The following is a 16,382-nucleotide window of genomic DNA, read 5'->3' on the forward strand; positions in this document are numbered from 1 at the left end:
ACCTTCCCCAAAATCATTGAAGTTTATGAACATAAAAAAACCCCGCTTCCCGCGGGGCTTTGCTATTTTTACTTACAACCGTTTTTCCAGCTCTTCTTTTTCTTTTTCGAATCCTGGTTTACCAAGCAAGGCGAACATATTCTTCTTATACGCCTCGACTCCCGGCTGATCGAAAGGATTGACACCTAATAAATATCCACTGATGGCACAGGCTTTTTCAAAGAAATAAATTAAATAGCCAAATGTATAGGCGTTCAACTCAGGAACATGAACAGTCAGATTCGGAACCTGACCATCTGTGTGTGCAAGCAAAGTACCTTCATAGGCCTTTTCATTAACTTCATCTACTGTCTTACCTGCAAGATAATTCAAGCCATCCAGGTTCTGTTCGTCTTCTTCAAGCGTAATATCTGATTTTGGTTTCTCTACTTTCAATACCGTTTCAAACAGGTCTCGCCGGCCATCCTGAACATATTGGCCAAGGGAATGAAGATCTGTCGAGAAGTTTGCGGATGCAGGGAAGATTCCTTTCTGGTCTTTCCCTTCACTTTCTCCAAACAACTGTTTCCACCATTCCGCAAAATATTGTAAGGCTGGTTCGTAATTAATAAGCATTTCAATCGACTTGCCTTTATTGTAGAAAATATTCCGTACAGCAGCATATTGGTATGCTGGGTTTTCGCTCAGTTCAGAACCACTCAATTCATCCATTCCTGCTTTCGCGCCTTCCATCATGCTGTCGATATCAATACCACTGACCGCTATCGGCAGCAGCCCTACCGCTGTTAATACAGAGAAACGGCCACCGACGTCATCCGGTACTACAAAGCTCTCATAGCCTTCTTCATCAGCTAATGTTTTCAGAGCGCCCTTTTGCTTATCCGTGGTTGCATAGATACGCTTACGAGCTTCTTCTCTTCCATATTTCTCTTCCAGAAACTTACGGAACAATCGGAATGCGATGGCAGGTTCCGTTGTCGTGCCACTTTTGGAAATGACATTGATGGATACATCTTTATCTTTCAATACATCAAACAGTTCATTCATATATGGCGCGCTAATACTATTACCAACAAAAAATACCTGTGGTGTTTTTCGCAGTTCACCGCTCATTTCATTGTAAAAGCTATGGTTCAGCATTTCTAATGCTGCACGAGCTCCTAAATACGACCCGCCTATACCGATAACAACCAGAACGTCACTATCTGACTGTATTTTCTCTGCTGACTTCTTTATACGGCTGAATTCTTCTTTATCATAAGTTTTAGGAAGGTCAAGCCATCCTAAAAAATCATTGCCAGCCCCTGTCTTTTCATGTAAGGCATAATGCGCGAGCTTGACTGCATCTTCCATATAATCCAATTCGTGCGTTTCGAAAAAAGGTAAAGCTTTTTCATAATCAAAGCGAATATGTGTCACTTTTATCCCTCCAGTTTTTCTGAATAAAACCAATCCAATTTCACTTTAGCGGAACACACCGTGCAATTCAAGCACGCTCCAGGATGAAAACGGATACAAGTGAAAATTATTTTTAAAAGCCGTCTAGCTGCCTGCCAGACGGCTTTATTGTCATTATTTGGACATTTCTAGAATAGATGCTACATCATCGTTCTCCAACTTATTAAAGTTACCGAAAGAACCACGTTTCATTGCTCTATCCACAATCAGATCAAATTTCGAATCATCGATATCATAATCCCGCAAAGTTTCAGGAGCACCAAGTGATGACCAGAACTTACGCAATTCTTCAATCCCTTGCAATCCAGCTTCACGGTCTGATTTACCTTCTGCATTGACGCCAAACACCTGGACAGCCAATCGCTTGAAGCGGGCAGGGTCCTGATCAAGGTTGTGCTTCATCCAATTCGGGAAGAGGATTGCCAAACCTCCCGCATGAGGAATATCATAAACTGCCGAGACAGCATGTTCGATGTTATGCGTGGCCCAATCACCACGATAACCCATCTGGAGCATGCCATTTAACGCAATCGTACCCGCATATAAAATGGTTTCCCGGTGCTCAAACGACTCCAGGTCATCCAGCAGCTTCGGCGCTGTTTCGATGACAGCCCTTAAGACCCCTTCACACATTTCATCTTGTACAGGTGATTTCGTGGGATTATGGAAATATTGCTCTAGAATGTGGGACATCATATCTACAATGCCATAAATCGTCTGATCACGAGGTACAGAAATAGTATGAGCTGGGTCAAGTATAGAGAATGAAGGATACGTATATGGAGGATAGCCCCAACCATATTTTTCGTTTGTCTCCCAGTTAGTGATTACTGCTCCTCCGTTCATTTCAGAACCAGTCGCCGCCAGAGTGAGCACTGTACCGAATGGTAAAGCTCCTTCCGGAACAGCTTGTTTTGTAACAAGATCCCATGCGTCTCCTTTATATTTTGCACCAGCCGCAATCGTCTTCGTACAATCGATTACGCTTCCTCCGCCGACCGCTAAAAGAAAATCAATATCCTCTTGCTTGCATATATCCACACCTTTTCGGACGGTAGCAAGCCTTGGGTTTGGTTCTACTCCAGACAATTCAAATACTTCCGCACCAAATGTTTTCAATTTATCCAGCACTTTATCATATATGCCATTTTTCTTGATGCTACCTCCACCATATACCATAAGAACTTTCTTCGTTCCTTGTGGAAGCTCATCAGGAAGCTTTTCCAGCTGGTCTTTGCCAAAAATCAACTTCGTTGGATTATGAAATTGAAATGCATCCATTTTTATCAAAACTCCTTTCTTTCCCAATTAATTATGACGAACTTATCCAAATTTCTCAAAACATAAGCAATATGCATATTATATGGATTTCGAGAAAACCTAACAGAGAACCTATTCTTAACTAATTGGAGGGAAAAACATGGATACAATTAAACGGATAGCATTAATACTAACAGTTATAGGAGCAATTAACTGGGGATTGATTGGATTGTTCCAATTTGACCTGGTTGCTGCCATCTTCGGCGGTGGTGAACAAAGTGGTGCATTTGCCCGTATCATCTACACGCTTGTCGGTATCAGTGGTGTTATTGCACTATCTTATTTGTTCCGTCCAGAGCTCGAAACTGCTGACCGGACAGAACCGAATACTACTCGATAAAAACAACAAGGCAGTCACGATGAGTTCGTGACTGCCTTGTTCATATCTGCCTGGTCAAAAATAGTATTAGTTGTTTTTGTTATAGGTCTTAGAGCGATCTTCCGATTGCTCAATCCAATCTTGCAACTTGTCTTTCAACGTGTTGAACCCTGCTGAATTATCTTGAGTTTGTGCTTGTGCAGGCTGGGAATTACGTAGACGACGAGGCTGCTTCTTAGGTGCTTCCTGAGTAGCACGGATAGAAAGAGAGTACTTGTTCTTCTTTTCGTCGATATTCAGAATTTTAACCTTTACTTCATCGCCTTCGGATAGGTGTTCATTAATATCCTTTACATAACCGTGAGTCACTTCAGAAATATGAACCAAGCCTTGGACTTGATCGTCAAGGGCAACGAATGCACCGTATGGCTGAATTCCAGTAACTTTACCTTCTAATACTTGACCTGTTTCGAACTTCTCTGACATGCTATACAACTCCTGATTTATATATTATTATACTTTTACGCAATTATTGATTCTATCACATTAATCAGCTGGTGGCAAAGAATACTCGCAAATTGCAACAAAAGTTCTAAAAAAACAGGAGTTATAATAGAGGTAGGCGCTTAATGTTACTGATCGAATGTTTTAATTTATCGAAATGAAACATCCTATTCCATAAAAAAATCAATGAATCTATGAAAAAATTATTTAAAACAGGTTTAAACAATGTTTAATTTGGTAATAATGAGTAACGTAAGACTTTCTCGTATTCCCCCTGTATAAGCAAAGCGGTAACCGCTTTGCTTTTTTTTATTTGTTAGACAAGTTTTTCGTGCAATGTAAGAATTTCAGGAAAGAGGTTTTCCTCTTCCCGGATAAAATGAGCAGTAACTGCCTCCAGCGCAAAACGGAGGCTGATTAACACATTAGCTTTTTGTATTTCTACTGTCCTTTCATGATAACGCTCAGCCATGAATAAGAACTGTTTGATGTATTGTTTTATTTGTTTATGTTCTAAATCAAAGGTGAAATAAAGATAACCATGTTCTTCCGTTTCATTTAACAATAAAGGAAAGAGTTCCTTCTCTTCTGAAAGCAGATGGGCTTCCAATTGTTCATAGAAATGCTTGACTGGCAAAACAAGTTCCTTCATATCCTCATAAGAAATCCGCACAGACCGCTCAAGGTTAGTCAAACAGTCATCAATGATCTTCATTTCTGACTGCAGGGACTGGTGATCCTCCAGGAACTGATCTAATAGTAATGGTAGCCCGCCGTCATTATGCAACATTTCTATCACCTCCTGTTATTCTCTTACAATATAGCTCATATTCCGGTTTAGAAACATGATGTTTGTCACAATCAGTTATTTATTTTAATAAAAACAGCTTATTTCTCATTTCTTACAGTTTTGGTTAAGATGAAAAGGTGAAGGTAATTAAAAGGAGTGATAAGAAATGAGCCGATTTTATGAAGTGAAAGACCGCATGGGTACACGCTCTGTGAAATGGGATATGGCGGAAAAGTTATTCAAATCCAAAGAAGTGCTCCCTATGTGGGTGGCAGACATGGATTTTCAAGCCCCGCAAGGCGTCATCGATGCTTTAAGGGAACGAGCAGCGCATGGCATTTTTGGATATACGTTAACAGACGAGTTAATTGGAGGGACGATATTCGACTGGGTAAAGTCACGGTATAATTGGACAATCGATACTAACTGGATCACCTATAGTCCAGGAGTCGTCCCCAGCCTACATATGATGGTGCAGGCACTTACAGAAAAAGGAGATAACCTTTTGATTCAGACTCCTGTCTATCCCCCATTCTATAAAGTAGTCGAACAGCATGAGCGCAATATTATCAAGAATGAACTGATCTACAGAGAGAATCGTTACGAAATTGACTTCGATGACTTCGAAAATCAAATAAAAAATAATGATGTAAAAGCATTCATTCTATGTAACCCTCATAACCCGGTAGGGAGGGTATGGACAGGAGAAGAGCTTAAGAAAATGGCAGACATTTGTTTAAAACACAATGTCCTCATATTTTCTGATGAAATTCATGCAGACCTTGTCCTTCCTGGATATAACCATACACCGATCGCTTCTTTGTCAGAAGATATCAACCAAAAAACGATCACCTGTCTGTCGCCTACCAAAACTTTCAATTTAGCAGGATTACAGGCATCGTATGTAATCACTGCCGATAAGAAATTGAAGAAAAAAGTGGATGATAAGTTCCTTGCTCAGGGAATGAACATGCTGAACACAATGGGTATTACAGCTTTAGAAGCTGCTTATCAACATGGTACAGAATGGTTAGAAGAACTCCTTGGAATCATAGAGGAAAACAAAAATTATGCGCTGAAACATTTGAATGCGACAGGAAAAATAGAAGTCGTAGAACCAGAAGGAACTTACCTCTTATGGCTTGATTGTAAAAAAACCGGGCTTGCGCATGAAGATTTGAAGACTTTTATGCAGGAGACCGCAAAAGTAGGACTTAATGACGGCGCCTCTTTTGGTAAAGAAGGCGAAGGATTTATGCGCATGAACATTGCCTGCCCTAAAGCGACACTCGAAGAGGGCGTAGACCGCATCGTACAAGCGGTGAAAGAACTTTAATATGAAAAAAGACGGGCCTATAAAGCGCCCGTCTTTTCTCATTCCTCTTTTTTATTCTTTTGGTCCATCGGATCGGTTGGCATCTCCCCGTCATCGTTTAATTGTATCTTTCCACAGGCTACACGTTCTCCCGCATCTCCCGCAGGCTGCGAAAAGCCATCGTCGATTGCTTCATGGATGACTAATGAAGTGCCTTCCCCTTTCATCAATGAATTTTTCCCATCCAGTAAGGTCGCTTCCGGAAGCATCACTTCCGCTTCCACTACCATCCCAGATTCATCTGCTTCTAAGTTAGGCATATCGCCTACATGAGGACCTTCCGTATTCATCAGCCCATGCATTTTTCCCGTAGGGTTATAGTGGTTGCCGGCACTTGTAAAATCAGGTTCTTCACACACCGGAAATTCGTGTACGTGAAAACCATGGGGACCAGGTTCTAAACCTTCCACATTTACCAGTACCTGGACTCCTTCCGACCGCTCTGTCAGTTTAGCTGTACCAATCATATCCCCATCCTGGTTATACATTCCGATCGTAGCATTTGATCTGCTGCTGCTTTGACACCCTATCAAACCTAAAGCAAGAAGACCTATAATAAATAACTTTCTATACTCCATGAGAAACGCCCTTTCCCTTGTTTCCCATAGCTTAACCAAATATTTATTCCTTTACACAAGCATTTGAAAAGAAGCGGCCATTAAGTCTTACTTAAATATAGCTTGTTGCTGATTTACCCATAAAGCCTTATTCAATAAAAGGTCCGAAAAGTCGAAGACTTGATTTCGAGATACTTTGAGGTCCGTTGCCGAACCAGAAGTAAGGGCGGCTGGGAAACGGGTCGCTTTCCTGTGGGGGGAGCCGCCGACCAAGGTACCTTTAAGTGTGATGAGGCATAAAGCTCGCTTTTTACTCATTTTATAGTCTTCCGTGCTGACCTGTTTCCGTTACACATAAAAACGCAAGGAGGGCCGGGAAATTGCGAGACTCCGATGGGAGAATAGTACATGGTGAGATCCCGCAGGGCTTTAGCCCGAGGAAGCTCACCGTACGCCCATGGAAAGCGAGTGATTTCCCGGCCCTCCTCTCCTAACCGTTACTAACGTAACGGAAACAAACTATCTTGAAACTGAGTCTTCAATTAAAGGGAGCTTAAATGTAAAAAGCCAGGGGCTCCCCTGGCTCATTTGTTAAGATAGTGGCTTGTGCTCTTCTTCGTTTTTGAATCGTTCTTCTGTACGTTCTTCTTGTTTCTTTGATACTCTAATGATCAAATACATAGTAAGTACTGCAAGAGCAATAAATACAGACAAAGATAATACAGCAGGAATGTATTCCGTTTTATCCTCTGGAAAATATAAAAAATCCATCATAAATGGCATCACTTCCTTATCAAATTACACGCCTAGTATATCAGATTTTCCAATCTCTATAAATAAAAAAAGAAGGATATATTTGTTACAATGAAACAAAGGAGGTTTGATTATGTCAGAGCTTAATATCGGAGACTCCGTAATCGCGCATTATAAATCAGGCAGTTATATCGGAAAAATCATCGAGGATCGAGACCGTTTTTATTTAGTTGAAGTATTAGCTGTAGAAAAACACCCGATGCAAGGAGATCTACATAACCCGGGGAAAACGGAAGATGTATTCTTCCACGAACGAAAAGCGCTGAGCCACCATGAAAAAGCGAATATTGCAAAATCCGCCGTAAAGGCCTATGATGGTGAGATACCTGATTACGAACAGTCGCTAAGAAATGCGGTGAACAGGTTGAGAGAGCGCCTGGAAAGAAAAGATTCTGCTTTCAATCAAAAAGCGCTGGATCAGGTAACTTCATTAGAAAAATCTTATTTTGGATAAAAAGAGGAGCTACACTGGGAAACCATGCAGCTCCTTTCAACTTCCAGGCACTTTTAAATCCCGTTTCTTTTTTTCCGGTTTACCATAAATAGCATTTGTTAACTTCGGGGCTAAGTCAAATAATAGCATGCCAAGAAATGCGGTGATAATAATATAAATTCCACTGAATATTTTGATGTTTCCACTGGCAATACTTGCGATAACAACGGAAAATTCTCCTCTCGCGCATAATGAAAACCCCGCGCGTAGTGATGATCGCTTTGAAAGCCCAAACAATTTCCCTCCGATTATACCTACTAATAACTTTGCGATAACTGACCATAGGACCAATACAAGCAGTAATAACGGAAAAGGAACCCCGTCTCCAAATTCAATGGAAGTACCGAAGTAAACAAAAAAGGTTGGAAGCATCAGATCCCTGACAGGTACCACCGTTTGTTGGACACGATCGATATTACCGATTTCGGCTAGCATCATTCCTGCTAAAAATGCTCCCAGAACTTCTGAGAGTCCTAAGTATAAAGCCATCCCTCCATACGTTAAAGCAATCCCTATCAAAAGAGCTATCTTGAAATCCTCATCATCAATCTTATCCAGGAATTGACCAAAGCGTTTGAAGAGTGTCTTACCAAGTACAATTGCACCTGCTGTCAATCCTATAATCTTTCCGACTAAAATAATCGAATCCACCATGGTAAAGCTATCTCCAGAACTGATACCTATCAGCACTGCGATCGCAATTGGCGCCACTAGATCTTCGAAAATCAACAAAGCCAAAATGAATTCTGTTTCTGTATTTGCCATTCGGCATTTATCATCTAACAGTTTTGCAGTTATAGAGGAACTTGTAGCATATGTAACAGCCCCGATCAGAAAGGCATGGAACAAATCCATTCCAAAGGCCATGGCCAGTATCATAGCGACTCCCATACTGAGAAAAACATCCAGGAAACCCGCGGGCCAAATTTTCTTGGCAATACCACCGAGCCTGTTTACACTGAATTCCAGTCCCAATAAAAAGAACAGTAGAACAATACCTATTTCACTTGCAAAGTGAAGCAATTCATTACCGCTGACAACATCGGCCAATACAATACCCAGCAGGATATAGAGAATGACATTGGGAAATTTTATTTTAAGGCTTAAGTAACCTAACCTTAGCTACGGGCTTTTCTGTTTCTTTTTAGGCTTTGATTCGCCTGAGTGGCGAAAATCAAAGCGTCCAATTGTTCTAATTTCATATTTTGTTCTTCTGTAGGTAAATGATTTACACCTTCACTCATATCATGTAACAGGGCTTGCTTCTCCGCTTCTAAACCATCCAGCCATCCTTGGATATTTGCCACAGAATTATTTTGCATCACAACCCCCTCCTTATACTTTTATTTTACTCTTTTTCATGCACAAAAATATCGACAAAAGAATGAATAATATGAAAGTTATGTGAATGAATGTATATTCATAATTATGGCAAATCATTGTCATATCAGTAAATGAAGGCGCTATATTTGTTTTTGATTTTTCACTGTGATAACTTGTAACTGTAGTAAACAATGTAAATAATGGAGGTTATACAATGAGTGTACATATTGGCGCTAAGCAAGGGGATATAGCGGAGACGATTCTACTTCCCGGTGATCCTTTACGCGCAAAGTATATAGCAGAAAACTTTTTAGAAGACGCCGTATGCTATAACGAAGTCAGAGGAATGTATGGGTATACGGGTACTTATAAAGGAGAACGCATCTCCGTACAGGGGACAGGAATGGGAGTACCTTCCATTTCTATCTATATCAACGAATTGATGGAAAGTTATGGCGTTAAAAAACTGATTCGCGTTGGAACTTGTGGAGCATTGCAAAAAGACGTCAAGGTACGGGATGTCATTCTGGCATCTACTTCTTCTACGGATTCTCAAATGAATCGAATGGTATTCGGTGGCATCGATTATGCTCCGACCGCTGACTTCTCACTTTTGAAAAACGCTTATGATACTGGTGAAGAAAAAGGCCTGAAACTTCGTGTCGGTAATGTTTTCACAAGTGACAGTTTCTACCGTGACAATGCGATGGATCTTTTTAACCAATTGGCTGACTATAATGTGCTTGGGGTTGAAATGGAGACTACAGCCCTTTACACACTGGCGGCAAAGTATGATCGCCAGGCATTGTCCGTGTTGACTGTTAGCGACCACATCCTAACCGGAGAAGAAACTTCCGCAGAAGAAAGACAAACCACCTTCAACGATATGATCGAAGTAGCCCTTGAAGCTGCAATTAAGTCTTAATAAAAAAGATTGGTTCCATGATCGGAACCAATCTTTTTTTATGCCTTTAAAATATAATTTGCCAGGGTTCTTGCCATAACACCGGTCGGCCCTTTTGGCCCTAAGTCGTGATCGGACTCCACTACGGACGTCCCAGCTATATCAATATGCACCCACGGAGTACCTTCCGCAAACTCTGCCACGAAAGCACCGCCCATGATTGGGTGAGCTTTTCTAGTTGGTGAGTTATTAAGATCAGCTACACTGCTTTTCCTGACTTGTGCTTGATAGTCTTCATTATAAGGCAGCAGCCACATAGGCTCACCCGCTTCATCTGAAGCTTTATTCAACTGGGCAAAAAAGCCTGGATCATTTGTCATTGCCCCTGTCATCCATTCACCTAGAGCCGTTACCATACCTCCAGTCAATGTGGCAACATCAATCAGTTTTTGGGCGCGGTGGTGTTTGGCATAAGTGAGACCATCCGCTAAAGCCAAACGACCTTCTGCATCGGTATTCAATACTTCAATTGTTTTTCCACTTAAAGAAGTAATGACGTCATCCGGTTTGAACGCACCGCCTGAAATCATGTTATCCGTTGAGGGGATGACCGCCACTACATTTTGAGCAGGCTTCAACCGCCCAATTATATCCATCGCCCCTAAGACAGCTGCTGCTCCTCCCATATCACCCTTCATACCTGGCATGCCTGTCTTCGATTTAATCGAATATCCTCCCGTATCATAAGTAATGCCCTTGCCTATCAGACCGATAACATCTGTCCACTCTGTACGCCCTTGATACTTTAGCACGATCATCTTAGGCGGTTCTTTAGAGCCTTGATTCACCGCAAGCAAAGCACCCATTCCCAGATTTTGCAAATCTTCTTTTTCAAGAATTTCTTCTTCAAATCCATGTTCTTCAGCTAATGTACGGGAGAATTCAGCCATATCATTAGCTGTCAATAAGTTAGCCGGGAGATTGACCAAATAACGTGAAGTGTTAGCTCCCTTACCAAACGCTTCTCCAACAGTAAGCGATTGCAGCAGATCTTCTTCCTTTTCTTCCTCGGTGATCAACACTAAGTCATCGATTACCTTTCTTGGCTGGTAATTGCTCGTTTTGTAATGAGGGAATTGATAGGTTGCCATAACCATCGCTTCCGTCATTGCTTTTGCCGTCAGCTCCTCCTTTGTTTCACCAAATGAAAAGCTATCATAAGCAATCGCAGCTTGAGTAAGACCATCCTTTTGCAGAAGTTGAAATAATTTCCCAAAGGCTTGTTTTAATTTCGTTTGTGTCAACTCTTTCTTCTTCCCAAGCCCTAGAAAATAAACGCGCTTTACCGTAATTTTTCCGTATGTAAGAATTTTAGAGACAGACTTATAGTTGTTGGAAATATCTCCGCTTTTCACATAACTATCTAAGCCATCGTCAAACTGTTCATTAAGTAATTGGTAAATCGGCTGTTGGTTTTTGTTTTCATGAAAAAGACCTACGATTAGGGCCTCGTCTTGTTCTAAAAGAGTCTTACGAATGGTATACAATGTTTCCACCTCCATAGTTATTAAAAGATTTCTCCGTCTTCCCCAATGTTCAAATAAAGCTGCGGAAATTCGGGGAGTTCATCCCAGCCTTTGCAGTCATCCTCTATGGAAAGTTGTGATATAATAGTCAAGCAATCATCTATAAAGTCAACTACCTCAGGGACTGCTATCCCCCAATACACACCATCATAATTTGAGAGATAGGTATGTGATGATAAAAGCAACGCGTGGGTACCTTTTACATTACCATAACTGTAATGATATAATGCCACACTTAAATGAAGCAAACCTTTGATAAACAGATTTTGCCGATCTGTTAACCATATTTCCTCAAGCAGATCATGGCACGTGTAAAAATCACCTTCATTGAAGGAAATGAAAAATTCATAATAAGACATTGGGTATAAGTTACACATCAGCAACCCCCGAAGGATAAGAATAAGATGTTACACCTATCATACCAAAGGGAAGTATAGAAATTATAGTTATACTAGCTGGAAAGGATGACAGGAAATCATGGAGTTATTGTATAACTTTCCATTGTGGTCTGCTATCATAGCGATTTTATTCGCTCAAGCAGTAAAAGTACCGATTCGAATGATTGCAACAAGAGATTTCAACCCGGGACTTGCGTTCAGTACTGGCGGCATGCCCAGCAGCCACTCAGCTGCAGTAACAGCCCTGGCCACAGCAGTAGGCCTGCAAGAGGGTTTTGATTCTTCTATGTTCGGCATTGCCGCTGTGTTCAGTATCATTGTCATGTTCGATTCGACTGGTGTAAGGCGACAAAGCGGAGAACAAGCGATTGTTTTAAATTTATTGATCAATGATTTTCAGCGCTTTGTCGATGAAGCCAAACTTTGGAACAAAAAACAAGAATTTGAAAAACGCGAGGAAATAAGAGAATTGCTTGGTCATCAACCGATTGAGGTGTTTTTCGGTGGTGTGACTGGAATTCTATTGAGCATTATTCTTTACTATGCGATTTTTTAAATCATCTGTTAACAAAAATACCCGCCTGCATAAGATACAGGCGGGTATTTACATTAGTTCTTTATGATATCTTTCCGAAACACTTGTAAGGCTTCATCATTGTTCCACTCATGAAATTGCTCTTCTGTGAGCGTACCATTTCCTTCTTCGATAACGTAAACATCAACTGTTTGTTTACCCCATTCGTTATAAACATCATCTACTGTGTGGTAGTAAAGGTCGATCTTATTCCCTTTAATAGCAGACCCTATATCAGCCACTACCCCGTAACCATATCCCGGGATAAATAAAATGGTTCCAATCGGGAATACATCTAAATCTGCAGCAATCGTGGAGTATAAATCTCTTTTTACTTCAATACCAGAATAAGTGATTCCATAGCCAGGATGCTCTGGCGTTTTTCCAGTTGACTCAGCACCTGCTGTATAACCGGTCGCTATAACAGTAGTAGTGGGATACTTTGTGACATCTATAGTATCTTCTAATGTGGCTGCTGCCCCAGTTGAGGCATTACTGATATATTGCTGATCTGGCTGCTGCTCATTCAGGGATTTTTGATTTAATACTGTTTTTCTGATTTCCAGACTATTACTTTTCAATGATACCGCTTCATGATCCTCTGTTAACCATAATTTCAAGTCATTTGCAGAAACGTTGGATATGTTCGTCGCTGTTGTGTACAGTGCCCCCACAAACAATAGATTAAAAACAACGCGAAATATCCATTTTTTCCATTTCATTGTTAACACCTCTCTCGGTGTCAGCTTGTCCAAGGGGACCATGAATTATTCATTTCTGCATAAAATGAAGGGTGATATACAAGAAAAAACCCACCTCAGCGCCCTTTTTTTGGCAAGAAGGTGGGTAAGTATTAAAACATCTGATAACCACTTTTTCTTAACATACGAATGACGATTCCCGCAGCAATCGTACCGGCAAAGCCCCCGGTTAAAATTAAAATATCAAAAAGCTTCAAATCAGCAATCATACTGAACACCCTTGGGAAAGCCCAGGAGGGTTCAGTGAAATATTTACCAAATGAAAAATCATCTACGATTAAGAATATGATCACTGGGTAGACAAAAGCCATAAACCAGGTCGATCTCAACAGCATATTCAAAAGAAAAGCAATGGAAAAAAACAGCACAAAATACAATAATATCCCTATCACTAGTTGAACAATATCCAACATGCTCCCCCTTTATGTATGTAAACTTGTATACAAGAATTCCAAACTACATTTTATTATGAGTGTAAGAAAAGCGCAAGCGCCCTGAAACACACAACATGTATTAGCGATACGGCTGGAGAAAGGCGTCCTCCCTTACGCAAAACGGATTGCTTATTTCAAGAGTGTCTGGCCAATAAGAAAAAAGCAAAGGCGGTATAACGCCTTTGCCTTGTATGATTAATGAAAAATATTGAATTTACCTTTTTTAAGCAGTAGTCCGATGCCGCCAAGCTTCAATAGATAGCGGTTATCGATCACTTTTTTCATAACAGAAGCAGACCATCCGAATAACTTTTTGCCATTGAAAACCACACCAATAGCATCATCATGACCTAGAGAAGCAACCGTTCCCTGAATGTTAGGCTCAAATGGTTCCAGTTCTTTTTCTCCTCTGGCTAATACTTTTACGTTATGAGCTACTGTATCAGCCTGTTGAATAGCCATTTGTGCGGTTGGCGGGTATGGACGATCTGTTTCTTCATTAATAATCAGCGCACAATCCCCTACAACGAATACATCATCATAATCAGGGGTACGCATGTCTTCGCGTACTTTCACACGACCGCGCATAGCTTCAAAACCGGACTCTTCTACGATAGAGTTACCACGTACACCAGCAGCCCAAACGACCGTATTGGAAGGAATTTCGACTCGTTCTTCATCTTTTTCATACACGAGCCCTTTTGGAGTAACTTCTTTAATCATAGCACCGATTTTAAATTCTACACCGCGTGATTCCAAGGAATTCATCGCATACTCTACTAGAGCAGGGTCAAAACCTGGAAGTGCTGTAGGTGCCGCTTCAACGTTAATGATTCTTACCTTTTCACGGGGAATGTCGTATTCCTTGCAAAGTTCTGGAACTCGGTTCGCTAATTCTCCAACAAACTCAATTCCAGTAAAGCCAGCTCCGCCTACTACGATGTTAAGCAGCTCTTCCCCTGGATCTTTGATATTATTGTATTTAGCAAAGTTGTATTCAATATGCTGACGGATCAAACGGGAACTGTTGATGTTACTGATTCCATATGCATGCTCTTTCAATCCTGGAATTCCAAACGTCTCCGCTTCAAAACCTAGTCCAATAACCAGGTAGTCATAGTCCAGAGTTGTATTTTCAAGCGTAACCTTTTTCTCATCAGGCTGAATCGAGAGAACTGTATCCTGGATGAAATCAATTTTGCTTGTATCGATCACATCTTTGATTTGGATACGCGTACGGTCATGATGCAATGTACCGGCAGCATTTTCATGAAGCCAAGTAGTCTGGTAATGATAGCTGTGCTTATTGACTAGCTTGATGTTTGCTTCATTGACACCTAAACTCTTTTGCAATTTGACTGCAGTCATAATCCCGCCATAACCGGCACCGAGAATGACAATATTAGGTTTCTTCATCATAATCACTTCCAATTAGTATTTTTCTGCATGTTTTCCTACTCTGCTTCATAGAGATTTACAATGTATGTGACAGTTTTCACACATGATTCCATAAAAAAAGAGCAGAATCATTTGTTATTTTGTCACAAAATCGTAATAACTTTTTCTAGTCACCATCTTAGACTCTTTTAAAATAATTTTCAACCCTTTCTCTATTAATCCGAATGTTAAGAATTTTCCTTTATGCGTAATTGGAATATTTCCACAAGAGCCCAAAAGGTTTTGTTTTATGATAAAATGGAAAAGGCTGCACAATTTAGTTGGAATAGGGGGAAAAGTTATGAGTAAAAAAGTACATGACATTACGGTCATCGGGGGAGGACCGGTCGGCTTATTTACTGCATTTTATGGTGGAATGAGGCAAGCAAGTGTAAATATTATAGAAAGTCTGCCAGAACTTGGCGGACAATTGACTGCCTTATATCCGGAAAAGTACATCTATGATGTCGCAGGCTTTCCTAAGGTTAGAGCTCAGGAACTTGTTGATAATCTGAAACAACAAGCAATGGCTTTCAATCCTACTGTTTCTCTGGATCAAGCTGTGGAGAAAATAGAAAGATTAGAGGATGAAACGTTCAAACTGACTACAACAAAAGGAGAGCATTATTCCAGAACTATTATTATTACAGCTGGTAATGGCGCGTTCAGCCCGCGTAAACTGGAGCTTCCTAATTGTTCCGATTACGAAGGAGTAAACCTTCATTACCACGTGCCCGATATGAATAAATTCGCAGGGAAGAAAGTAATGGTTTGCGGTGGTGGAGATTCTGCTGTCGACTGGGCTTTAATGCTGGAACCCATTGCAGATGAAGTTACACTCGTGCACCGGCGCGATAAATTCCGCGCTCATGAACATAGTGTGGAGAAATTGATGGCATCATCTGTCAATGTCAAGACACCATTTGCCCCAGAAGAAGTAATTGGCGAGGACTGCATCAGACAGGTTGTCCTTAAAGAGACGAAGGGTGACCGTGTAGAAACTACTGATGTTGATGACCTCATCATCAACTACGGATTCATATCTTCCTTAGGTCCGATCAAGGAATGGGATCTCGAAATAGAAAAAAACAGCATTGTCGTCAATTCAAAAATGGAAACGAACATCCCTGGCATTTATGCAGCGGGTGATATTTGTACCTACCCTGGCAAGGTAAAACTGATTGCTTCCGGCTTCGGCGAAGGTCCAACCGCTGTGAACAATGCAAAAGCATTTATGGATCCTGACGCAAGAGTACAACCGAAACACTCAACCAGTATGTTCGGACAATAAATTGAAAGAAAAGCCGCGATTCTTTTGGAGTCGCGGCTTTATTAT

The 16,382-nt window shown here is 40.9% G+C and carries 19 protein-coding genes; 6 read left to right on the forward strand and 13 right to left on the reverse strand.

What is annotated here, in order from left to right; genetic code table 11:
* Nucleotides 1-72: 72 nt before the first annotated feature.
* Nucleotides 73-1,419: a glucose-6-phosphate isomerase gene (locus tag ACGTNI_RS09645; RefSeq protein ID WP_394461910.1), complete on the reverse strand. Its 1,347-nt coding sequence runs from the start codon at nt 1,417-1,419 to the stop codon at nt 73-75.
* Nucleotides 1,420-1,572: 153 nt separating this feature from the next.
* Nucleotides 1,573-2,739: an iron-containing alcohol dehydrogenase gene (locus ACGTNI_RS09650; protein WP_394461912.1), complete on the reverse strand. Its 1,167-nt coding sequence runs from the start codon at nt 2,737-2,739 to the stop codon at nt 1,573-1,575.
* 139 nt (nt 2,740-2,878) lie between these two features.
* Here ACGTNI_RS09650 and ACGTNI_RS09655 point away from each other — a divergent pair, with 139 nt between their 5' ends.
* The gene (locus tag ACGTNI_RS09655; RefSeq protein WP_394461914.1) at nt 2,879-3,118 is read left to right on the forward strand and encodes a DUF378 domain-containing protein; all 240 of its coding nucleotides are present in this window, start codon (nt 2,879-2,881) and stop codon (nt 3,116-3,118) included.
* A gap of 66 nt (nt 3,119-3,184) precedes the next feature.
* On the opposite strand, the gene yugI is transcribed toward ACGTNI_RS09655, so the two are convergent.
* On the reverse strand, nt 3,185-3,583 hold the full coding sequence (gene yugI / locus ACGTNI_RS09660) for a S1 domain-containing post-transcriptional regulator GSP13 (protein WP_394461916.1): 399 nt from the start codon (nt 3,581-3,583) through the stop codon (nt 3,185-3,187).
* Between the two features lie 334 nt (nt 3,584-3,917).
* Complete coding sequence (locus ACGTNI_RS09665; RefSeq protein ID WP_394461918.1) at nt 3,918-4,391, reverse strand: hemerythrin domain-containing protein; 474 nt, start codon at nt 4,389-4,391, stop codon at nt 3,918-3,920.
* Nucleotides 4,392-4,557: 166 nt separating this feature from the next.
* On the opposite strand from ACGTNI_RS09665, the gene ACGTNI_RS09670 reads away from it, so the two are divergent.
* Nucleotides 4,558-5,727 (forward strand): MalY/PatB family protein, encoded by a 1,170-nt coding sequence (locus tag ACGTNI_RS09670; RefSeq protein WP_394461920.1) that lies wholly within the window; start codon nt 4,558-4,560, stop codon nt 5,725-5,727.
* A 38-nt stretch (nt 5,728-5,765) separates the two neighbouring features.
* Here ACGTNI_RS09670 and ACGTNI_RS09675 read toward each other — a convergent pair whose 3' ends face one another.
* The gene (locus ACGTNI_RS09675; protein ID WP_394461922.1) at nt 5,766-6,344 is read right to left on the reverse strand and encodes a superoxide dismutase family protein; all 579 of its coding nucleotides are present in this window, start codon (nt 6,342-6,344) and stop codon (nt 5,766-5,768) included.
* A gap of 570 nt (nt 6,345-6,914) precedes the next feature.
* Nucleotides 6,915-7,097 (reverse strand): hypothetical protein, encoded by a 183-nt coding sequence (locus ACGTNI_RS09680; RefSeq protein WP_394461924.1) that lies wholly within the window; start codon nt 7,095-7,097, stop codon nt 6,915-6,917.
* A gap of 112 nt (nt 7,098-7,209) precedes the next feature.
* Here ACGTNI_RS09680 and kapB point away from each other — a divergent pair, with 112 nt between their 5' ends.
* Nucleotides 7,210-7,590 (forward strand): kinase-associated lipoprotein KapB, encoded by a 381-nt coding sequence (kapB, locus tag ACGTNI_RS09685; RefSeq protein WP_085505712.1) that lies wholly within the window; start codon nt 7,210-7,212, stop codon nt 7,588-7,590.
* A 36-nt stretch (nt 7,591-7,626) separates the two neighbouring features.
* Here kapB and ACGTNI_RS09690 read toward each other — a convergent pair whose 3' ends face one another.
* Nucleotides 7,627-8,724 carry a cation:proton antiporter gene (locus ACGTNI_RS09690; protein ID WP_394462070.1) on the reverse strand — a complete coding sequence of 366 codons (1,098 nt, stop codon included), beginning with the start codon at nt 8,722-8,724 and terminating at the stop codon, nt 7,627-7,629.
* Nucleotides 8,725-8,747: 23 nt separating this feature from the next.
* A complete protein-coding gene (locus ACGTNI_RS09695) occupies nt 8,748-8,951 on the reverse strand; it encodes a hypothetical protein (protein ID WP_085505713.1) in 204 nt (67 codons plus the stop codon).
* A 215-nt stretch (nt 8,952-9,166) separates the two neighbouring features.
* Here ACGTNI_RS09695 and deoD point away from each other — a divergent pair, with 215 nt between their 5' ends.
* Complete coding sequence (gene deoD / locus ACGTNI_RS09700) at nt 9,167-9,877, forward strand: purine-nucleoside phosphorylase (protein WP_394461926.1); 711 nt, start codon at nt 9,167-9,169, stop codon at nt 9,875-9,877.
* A 38-nt stretch (nt 9,878-9,915) separates the two neighbouring features.
* Here the strand turns inward: deoD and ACGTNI_RS09705 are convergent, their stop codons facing one another.
* Together ACGTNI_RS09705 and ACGTNI_RS09710 are read right to left on the reverse strand one after the other, a co-directional pair.
* The gene (locus ACGTNI_RS09705; RefSeq protein WP_394461928.1) at nt 9,916-11,403 is read right to left on the reverse strand and encodes a leucyl aminopeptidase; all 1,488 of its coding nucleotides are present in this window, start codon (nt 11,401-11,403) and stop codon (nt 9,916-9,918) included.
* A 20-nt stretch (nt 11,404-11,423) separates the two neighbouring features.
* Nucleotides 11,424-11,819: a DUF309 domain-containing protein gene (locus tag ACGTNI_RS09710; protein ID WP_394461930.1), complete on the reverse strand. Its 396-nt coding sequence runs from the start codon at nt 11,817-11,819 to the stop codon at nt 11,424-11,426.
* 100 nt (nt 11,820-11,919) lie between these two features.
* Here ACGTNI_RS09710 and ACGTNI_RS09715 point away from each other — a divergent pair, with 100 nt between their 5' ends.
* The gene (locus ACGTNI_RS09715) at nt 11,920-12,396 is read left to right on the forward strand and encodes a divergent PAP2 family protein (RefSeq protein ID WP_394461932.1); all 477 of its coding nucleotides are present in this window, start codon (nt 11,920-11,922) and stop codon (nt 12,394-12,396) included.
* Between the two features lie 53 nt (nt 12,397-12,449).
* On the opposite strand, the gene spsC is transcribed toward ACGTNI_RS09715, so the two are convergent.
* The 3 genes from spsC to ACGTNI_RS09730 form a co-directional block, all read right to left on the reverse strand.
* Nucleotides 12,450-13,136 carry a stationary phase survival protein SpsC gene (spsC, locus tag ACGTNI_RS09720; RefSeq protein WP_394461934.1) on the reverse strand — a complete coding sequence of 229 codons (687 nt, stop codon included), beginning with the start codon at nt 13,134-13,136 and terminating at the stop codon, nt 12,450-12,452.
* A gap of 131 nt (nt 13,137-13,267) precedes the next feature.
* Entirely contained in the window at nt 13,268-13,585 is a 318-nt protein-coding gene (locus tag ACGTNI_RS09725; protein WP_394461936.1) for a YuiB family protein, read from the reverse strand.
* 219 nt (nt 13,586-13,804) lie between these two features.
* A complete protein-coding gene (locus ACGTNI_RS09730) occupies nt 13,805-15,025 on the reverse strand; it encodes an NAD(P)/FAD-dependent oxidoreductase (RefSeq protein ID WP_394461938.1) in 1,221 nt (406 codons plus the stop codon).
* Nucleotides 15,026-15,347: 322 nt separating this feature from the next.
* Here ACGTNI_RS09730 and ACGTNI_RS09735 point away from each other — a divergent pair, with 322 nt between their 5' ends.
* Nucleotides 15,348-16,337: an NAD(P)/FAD-dependent oxidoreductase gene (locus ACGTNI_RS09735; protein WP_394461940.1), complete on the forward strand. Its 990-nt coding sequence runs from the start codon at nt 15,348-15,350 to the stop codon at nt 16,335-16,337.
* The last annotated feature ends 45 nt before the right edge of the window (nt 16,338-16,382 follow it).

Origin of the sequence: Thalassobacillus sp. B23F22_16 (genome assembly GCF_043496955.1) — a bacterium.
GTDB classification, from domain to species: domain Bacteria; phylum Bacillota; class Bacilli; order Bacillales; family Halobacillaceae; genus Thalassobacillus; species Thalassobacillus devorans_A.

What these genes read in the sequence shown, in the direction of transcription:
- ACGTNI_RS09650 (WP_394461912.1), bottom strand. Translation starts at nt 2,739, where the DNA reads ATGGATGCATTTCAATTTCATAATCCAACGAAGTTGATTTTTGGCAAA.
- ACGTNI_RS09655 (WP_394461914.1), top strand. Translation starts at nt 2,879, where the DNA reads ATGGATACAATTAAACGGATAGCATTAATACTAACAGTTATAGGAGCA.
- yugI (WP_394461916.1), bottom strand. Translation starts at nt 3,583, where the DNA reads ATGTCAGAGAAGTTCGAAACAGGTCAAGTATTAGAAGGTAAAGTTACT.
- ACGTNI_RS09665 (WP_394461918.1), bottom strand. Translation starts at nt 4,391, where the DNA reads ATGTTGCATAATGACGGCGGGCTACCATTACTATTAGATCAGTTCCTG.
- ACGTNI_RS09670 (WP_394461920.1), top strand. Translation starts at nt 4,558, where the DNA reads ATGAGCCGATTTTATGAAGTGAAAGACCGCATGGGTACACGCTCTGTG.
- ACGTNI_RS09675 (WP_394461922.1), bottom strand. Translation starts at nt 6,344, where the DNA reads ATGGAGTATAGAAAGTTATTTATTATAGGTCTTCTTGCTTTAGGTTTG.
- ACGTNI_RS09680 (WP_394461924.1), bottom strand. Translation starts at nt 7,097, where the DNA reads ATGATGGATTTTTTATATTTTCCAGAGGATAAAACGGAATACATTCCT.
- kapB (WP_085505712.1), top strand. Translation starts at nt 7,210, where the DNA reads ATGTCAGAGCTTAATATCGGAGACTCCGTAATCGCGCATTATAAATCA.
- ACGTNI_RS09695 (WP_085505713.1), bottom strand. Translation starts at nt 8,951, where the DNA reads ATGCAAAATAATTCTGTGGCAAATATCCAAGGATGGCTGGATGGTTTA.
- deoD (WP_394461926.1), top strand. Translation starts at nt 9,167, where the DNA reads ATGAGTGTACATATTGGCGCTAAGCAAGGGGATATAGCGGAGACGATT.
- ACGTNI_RS09710 (WP_394461930.1), bottom strand. Translation starts at nt 11,819, where the DNA reads ATGTGTAACTTATACCCAATGTCTTATTATGAATTTTTCATTTCCTTC.
- ACGTNI_RS09715 (WP_394461932.1), top strand. Translation starts at nt 11,920, where the DNA reads ATGGAGTTATTGTATAACTTTCCATTGTGGTCTGCTATCATAGCGATT.
- spsC (WP_394461934.1), bottom strand. Translation starts at nt 13,136, where the DNA reads ATGAAATGGAAAAAATGGATATTTCGCGTTGTTTTTAATCTATTGTTT.
- ACGTNI_RS09730 (WP_394461938.1), bottom strand. Translation starts at nt 15,025, where the DNA reads ATGAAGAAACCTAATATTGTCATTCTCGGTGCCGGTTATGGCGGGATT.
- ACGTNI_RS09735 (WP_394461940.1), top strand. Translation starts at nt 15,348, where the DNA reads ATGAGTAAAAAAGTACATGACATTACGGTCATCGGGGGAGGACCGGTC.